Origin of the sequence: Burkholderia sp. Ac-20344 (assembly GCF_017104975.1) — a bacterium.
Lineage (GTDB): Bacteria > Pseudomonadota > Gammaproteobacteria > Burkholderiales > Burkholderiaceae > Burkholderia.
Map to the genome: position 1 here is coordinate 1 of NZ_JAAGPP010000262.1, position 6202 is coordinate 6202.

The 6202-nt window shown below is 69.8% G+C and carries 7 protein-coding genes; 6 read left to right on the forward strand and 1 reads right to left on the reverse strand.

Annotation, left to right across the window (positions count from 1 at the left end; translation table 11 throughout):
- The 5 genes from G3N64_RS37725 to G3N64_RS37745 all read left to right on the forward strand — a co-directional run.
- Nucleotides 1–386 (forward strand): SDR family oxidoreductase (locus G3N64_RS37725; RefSeq protein WP_205788680.1); only part of this gene is annotated, 386 nt, incomplete at its 5' end.
- Nucleotides 387–602: 216 nt separating this feature from the next.
- Nucleotides 603–1661 (forward strand): LysR family transcriptional regulator, encoded by a 1059-nt coding sequence (locus tag G3N64_RS37730; RefSeq protein ID WP_205788681.1) that lies wholly within the window; start codon nucleotides 603–605, stop codon nucleotides 1659–1661.
- Nucleotides 1662–1762: 101 nt separating this feature from the next.
- Complete coding sequence (locus tag G3N64_RS37735; protein ID WP_205788682.1) at nucleotides 1763–2452, forward strand: DUF4286 family protein; 690 nt, start codon at nucleotides 1763–1765, stop codon at nucleotides 2450–2452.
- An 80-nt stretch (nucleotides 2453–2532) separates the two neighbouring features.
- Nucleotides 2533–3852 (forward strand): MFS transporter, encoded by a 1320-nt coding sequence (locus tag G3N64_RS37740; protein ID WP_205788683.1) that lies wholly within the window; start codon nucleotides 2533–2535, stop codon nucleotides 3850–3852.
- A 49-nt stretch (nucleotides 3853–3901) separates the two neighbouring features.
- Nucleotides 3902–4603, forward strand: coding sequence for a DUF2848 domain-containing protein (locus G3N64_RS37745; RefSeq protein ID WP_205788684.1), 702 nt, complete (start codon nucleotides 3902–3904; stop codon nucleotides 4601–4603).
- Between the two features lie 352 nt (nucleotides 4604–4955).
- Here the strand turns inward: G3N64_RS37745 and G3N64_RS37750 are convergent, their stop codons facing one another.
- Nucleotides 4956–5939: an NAD-dependent epimerase/dehydratase family protein gene (locus G3N64_RS37750; RefSeq protein ID WP_205788685.1), complete on the reverse strand. Its 984-nt coding sequence runs from the start codon at nucleotides 5937–5939 to the stop codon at nucleotides 4956–4958.
- A 98-nt stretch (nucleotides 5940–6037) separates the two neighbouring features.
- On the opposite strand from G3N64_RS37750, the gene G3N64_RS37755 reads away from it, so the two are divergent.
- Nucleotides 6038–6202, forward strand: a 165-nt coding sequence (locus G3N64_RS37755; RefSeq protein WP_205788686.1) for a LysR family transcriptional regulator, incomplete at its 3' end; no start/stop codon positions are given.

The following is a 6202-nucleotide window of genomic DNA, read 5'->3' on the forward strand; positions in this document are numbered from 1 at the left end:
TGATCGCCGCGCTCGCGGCCGGGCCCGGCGTGTGCGGCTATACGGTCGGCAAGCACGCGCTGCTCGGGCTTGCGCGGTCGCTCGCGCGCGACTACGGGCCGCACGGCGTGCGGGCGAATGCGGTGTGCCCGGGCTGGGTCCGCACGCCGATGGCCGATGCGGAGATGGAACCGCTGATGTCGGCGCACGGCGACACACTTGACGGCGCGTATGCGCGCGTCAGCGCCGACGTGCCGCTGCGGCGCGCGGCCGCCCCGGACGAGATCGCGGCCGTCTGCGCGTTCCTCGCGTCGCCGGACGCGTCGTTCGTGACCGGTGCGACGCTCGTCGCCGACGGCGGCGCGATGGTCGTCGACGTGCCGACGCTTGCGTTCGACGAGCTTTGACGCAAGCAGGCACGCCGCTCGCGCGCTGCATCGCCGCGGGCGTCCCTGCGCGCACGTCCTCCTGCAGGCGCTGCCCGACGCGCAACGGCCCTCCGCCGACTGTCGATGCCCCTTCCGCCGCACGCGCATCGCGGCACCCGCTTATTTCCCGCCCCCGAAAATCCGCTACTATCGACCGATCCCGCCGCCCGGCACCGCCTCACCGCGCTGACCTCGATGAACATCCGGTTTCTTGAAACCTTCGTCTGGCTCGCGAAGCTGGAAAACTTCCGGCTCACGGCCGAAAAACTGCACACGACGCAAGCCGCCGTGTCGAGCCGCATCGCATCGCTCGAGGAAGCGTTCGACGTGCGCCTGTTCGACCGCAATACGCGTTCGGCCACGCTCACGCCCGCCGGGCGCCGCATGCTCGCGTACGCGGAGCGGATCGTGCGGCTCGACGGCGAAATGCGCCGCGATATCGACGCGGCGAGCGATGCGGGCCTGATCCGGATCGGCGTGATCGAATCGATCGTACACAGCTGGTTCCCCGCGCTGATGGCGCAACTGCGCGAGCGCTATCCGCGCCTCGACGTCGAGATCACGAGCGACACGACGCTGCACCTGATCCGCCTGCTCAGCACCGACGGCGTCGACCTGATCCTGCAGACCGACCCGGTGCCGGGCCCCGACTTCACGAACCTGCCGCTGTGCGAATTCCCGGTGCGCTGGGTAGCCAGCCCGCGCCTCGGGCTCGGCGGCCAGCCGCTCGACGTCGCGCGCCTGGCCGATTTCCCGATCATCAGCTTCTCCCGCCACTCGGGGCCGCACGCGACGATCGAGCGGCTGTTCGCGGCCGTCGAGCGGCCGGCCAGCATCAACTGCATCACGTCGGTCGCCGCGATGATCCGTCTCGTCGCCGACGGCTTCGGCGTGGCCGCGCTGCCGCCCGCGATCATCGGGCGCGAGCTGCACGAAGGCGTGCTCGAACTGCTCGACGTCGAGCCCGAATTCCCCGCGCTGCCGCTCGTCGCGACATACCGCAGCCAGGGCCTGCCGGTGGCCGCGCGCATCGCGGAACTGGCCAGCGAAGTTGCGCGCGCGATGGCGGCCGCCGCGCATCACGCAAAGACGGCCGCGCCGGCCACGCCCGACAGCGTGGACAAGACACCCGCCCGTCCCGCAACGAAAACGAAAACGAAAAACAAAACCAACACGCCGGCGAAAGCGAAGCGCACGACGCCATCCCCCCCGCCCGCCACGCCCCCCGCGAAACGCCGCCCGCACCGCTCATAAGAAAACCTGTTCACCGCGAATTTGTTTTCTTGTTGGACGGGCGTAGCCCGTCTTCGGGACACTGCGGTTCCTGACACCCCCCCGTCACGAGGAACCCCGCGATGACCCGCCTTTCCCTTCCGCACGGCCAGCTTTGCGTCTGGACGGATATCGACCCCGCGCACGAAGCCGATTTCAACGCGTGGTACGACCGCGAGCACATGCAGGAACGTGTCGCGATTCCCGGCTTCACGCATGCGCGGCGCTTTCGCGCAACCGATGGCGGCGCGCGCAAGTACCTCGCGCTGTACGTGACGGACGCGCTCGACGTGTTCCATGGCGACGCGTACCGGCGCGCGTTCACGCAGCAGACCGCATGGTCGCTCGCGAACTTCGAGCGCATGACGGGTACGCAGCGGCGCGTCGGCGAACTGACGATCGAGGCCGGCGACGGCGAAGGCGCGCATCTCGCGCTGTTCGTGCTGCCGCCGGATCGCATCGACGTGCCACAGCTGCGCGCGCGCTTCGACGACGTGCTGCACGAACCGGGCATCCACGCCGCGCGGCTCTTTCGCACCGCGCCCGAGCTGTCCGCGCCGATCGGCGCCGATGTAGCCGCCCGCCCGGCCGCCGATGCGCTCGTGCTGATCGAAGGCAGCGATGCGGCCGCGACGCGCCGCGCGGCCGCATCGCTCGCCGGGCACGACGACGTGCGCACCTTCGACCTGCTGTGGCGCGCCGTCGCACCGCTGGATGCGGCGCGCAACGACGTCGACACCGAGCCGGCTGCCGCCGCCGCACTGCCAGCCTGATCGCCAACGCGCCGGCCGCACCGCAGGCGCGATGCCCGCCAGCGCATCGGCCCGGCGCTTCACCCCTTCCCCGTCACGACATGCCCGACACCATGAGCACTCTCGCCCAGCCCGCCGCCCACGCGCCCCGTCGCGTCCGCAACAGCCGACTCGCGACCGCGAGCATGATCGGCACGTCGCTCGAGTGGTACGACTTCACGATCTACAACACGCTCGCCGCGCTCGTCTTCAATCACCTGTTCTTCCCGTCGGTCGATCCGCTGGCCGGCACGATCCTCGCGTTCTCGACCTATGCGGTCGGCTACGTATCGCGCCCGCTCGGCGGCTTCGTGTTCGGCAACCTCGGCGACCGCATCGGCCGCCGCGCGGTGCTGATGCTCACGCTCGTGCTGATGGGCGTGACGACCGCGCTGATGGGCGCGCTGCCGACCTATGCGCAGGCCGGCATCCTGAGCCCGATCCTGCTCGTCGCGCTGCGCTTCGTGCAAGGCGTCGCGCTCGGCGGCGAATGGGCCGGCGCGGTGCTGCTGTCGGTCGAGCACGGCGACCAGAAGCGGCGTGGGCTGTCCGCGTCGTGGACGCAGATGGGCCCGTCGTTCGGCACGCTGCTCGGCACGGGCTGCATCGCGCTCGTGACGCTGTCGACCACGTCGGGGGACTTCCTGTCGTGGGGCTGGCGCGTGCCGTTCGCGGCCAGCGCGCTGCTCGTCGTGTTCGGGTTCTGGCTGCGGCGCGGCGTCGACGAAACGCCGCAGTTCGAGCAGCTCGCGGAATCGCATGCGACCGCCGACGTGCCTGTCGCGGACGTGCTGAAGTACCACTGGAAGCGCCTGCTGATCGCGGGCGGTTCGCGAATCGGTTCGGACGTGCTGTATGCGCTGATCGTCGTGTTCACGTTGACCTACGTGACGACCGTGCTGCACCTGTCGCGCCCCGTCGCGCTGACGGCCGTGATGATCGGCACGGCCTGCAACGCGCTCGCGGTGCCGTTCTTCGGCGCGCTGTCGGACCGCTTCGGCCGCCGGCCCGTGTATCTCGCCGGCGCGCTCGCCGGCATCGTGTGGGCGTTCGTGTTCTTCACGCTGCTCGATTCGGCGCGCCCCGGTGCGATCGTCGCGGCCGTCGCGATCGGCCTCCTGATCCACGCGGTGATGTATGGCCCGCAAGGTGCATTCGTGACCGAACAGTTCCCGACCCGCGTGCGCTATGCGGGCTCGTCGCTCGCGTACACGCTCGCCGGCATCGTCGGCGGCGGCTTCGCGCCGCTCGTGATCGCCGCGCTGTTCCGGCAGACGGGCACGACGACGGCCGTATCGCTGTACGTCGCCGCCGCGCTCGTCGTCACGTCGATCGCGCTCCTCGTCGCACGCGAGACCGCGCACCAGCCGCTCGCGGATTGAGCGTTGCCGCCAGCCGATTCATTCCTTCGCACTTCAAACGGATATCCGCATGCCAGCCCTGTCGTTCAACGTGATTTCCCTTCAAGGCACGCCGACCGCTGTCGACGCCGACATCGAGCGCGTCGTGATCGCCGGCTGGGCCGGCCGCGATGCGGCCGCGATCCGCGCGCATATCGACGAACTCGCGGCGCTCGGCGTGGCGCCGCCGTCGACCACGCCGTGCTTCTATCGCGTGTCGGCCGCGCTGCTCACGCAGGCGCCCGCGATCGGCGTGCTCGGCGCGCGCTCGGGCGGCGAGATCGAATGCGTGCTGGTCGACAGCCCGGCCGGCACGCTCGTGACCGTCGGCTCCGACCATACGGATCGCGAAGTCGAAGCCTACGGCGTCGCGGTGTCGAAGCAGGTATGCGCGAAACCGCTCGGCCGCGACGCGTGGCTTTACGCGGACGTCGCGGATCACTGGGATGCGATCGAGATGCGTTCGTGGCTGATCTCGCGCGATGGCGAGCGGACGGCATACCAGCACGGCGCAGTCAGCGGCCTGCTCGCGCCCGACGTGCTGTGGCAGCGCTTCGACGACCGCCGCACGATGCCCGCGCGCTGCGCGATGTATGGCGGCACGGTTGCCGTGCATGGCGCGATCGCGGCGATGGGCGACGGCGATGCGTTTGAGATGGAACTGCACGATCCGGTGCTCGGGCGCAGCCTTCGGCACCGCTATGCGGTGGAGGTGCTGCCGGTCGTGGCGTGACGGGCAACGAGCGATCGCGGGGCACACGGGCGCGACGGCTTTCGGTCGCCGCGCCTGCCTCTGTCAATGAGGCTGAAAGCAGTGATAGTCCGGGAAGTTGAACTGCGAGTTGTTGCAATACAGAACCCCAGCCAGGTCGGTGCATCCGCTCAATGCGACCATGATTGCGCCCGCAACCGACACTTTCCATCCGAAATACAACATTGCGCACCCGTTTTCGCCCTATCGACATTAGCCGACATGATGCGCATCGGACGCGCCCGGGTATGTGGAGAATTGTTGCCCCGCGAGTTCTGCGGTTCGCCGTCGTGCATACCCGAGCCACGACATGGACTCCGGCACGGGCCGTTGCTCACTTGAGACACCCGAGCCCCGCCAGCGTCGCCTCCACCGCGGTATCGAGCGGCGTCACCGGCTCGCGGCCGAGCACCGCGGTCAGCCGCGCGTTGTCGAGCCGGATCGGTTCGCGCCACAGGTAGCGCATCTCGAGCAATTCGCGCATCGTCGTGACGAACGGCGCCGCGGCCCACACGAGCCACCACGGAAACTTGCGCACCGTCGGCCGCAGCCCGTGCCGCTGCGCGACGCGGCGCACGGCGTCTGTCATCTGCGTGCCGTCCGCGTCCCAATGTCCGCCGAGGTGAAAGCGCGCGAACGGTTCCAGCGTGTCGCGCCGCTCGATCAGCTCGACCATCGTGCGCGCGGCATCCGGCACATACGACCATTGATGCCCGATGCCGTCCCGCCCCGGCACGCTGATGGCCGCAACCGGCTTCCCGGCCTTGACGACCCCCGCCGCAAACCAGCTGTTGCCGGTGAGCTTCGGCCCGAAGAAATCGCCGGCGCGCACGATGATCGTGCGAACGCCCCGCCCGGCCGCATCCTGCAGCCGCCGCTCCAGCTCGACGCGGATCGCCCCCTTGCGCGTCGACGGATGCTGCGGCGCATCTTCGTGCAGCACCGGAAACGCGTCGGCGCCGTAGTTGTACACCGTGCCCGGCAGCACGACGGTGGCCCGCTCCGCCTGCGCCGCCGCGATCGTGTTGTCGATCATCGGCAGCACCTGCCCGGCCCAGTTCCGGTAGCCGGGCGGATTCACCGCATGCACGATCACGCTGCAGCCGCGCGCGGCCCGGGCGACCGCATCGCGATCCATCGCGTCGCCGCGCATCCAGGCGATGCCGTCGCGCTCCACGACCTCGGCGTCGAGCCCGCGCTTCAGCGCGCGCACCTGCCAGCCCGCATCGCGCAACTGCCGCGCGACTTCCCCGCCAATCCCGCCGCTCGCCCCGAGCACGAGTGCCTGTCGTTGCGTCCCGCCCGCGTGGGTCGTCATTGCCGCTCTCCTTGAATGAACCGTGATGACACGCATTCTGGCGCGCCGGCGGCTATCAAGGAATTGCCGAGCATAGCGGATCGGCTATACATTTATGCATGACTACCGATCTGAACTGGGAACGCTACCGCACCTTCCTCGCCGTGCTGACGGAAGGCTCGCTGTCCGGCGCGGCGCGCGCGCTCGGCATCACGCAGCCGACGGCCGGCCGCCACGTCGCCGCGCTCGAGGCCGCGTTCGGCCAGACGCTGTTCACGCGCTCG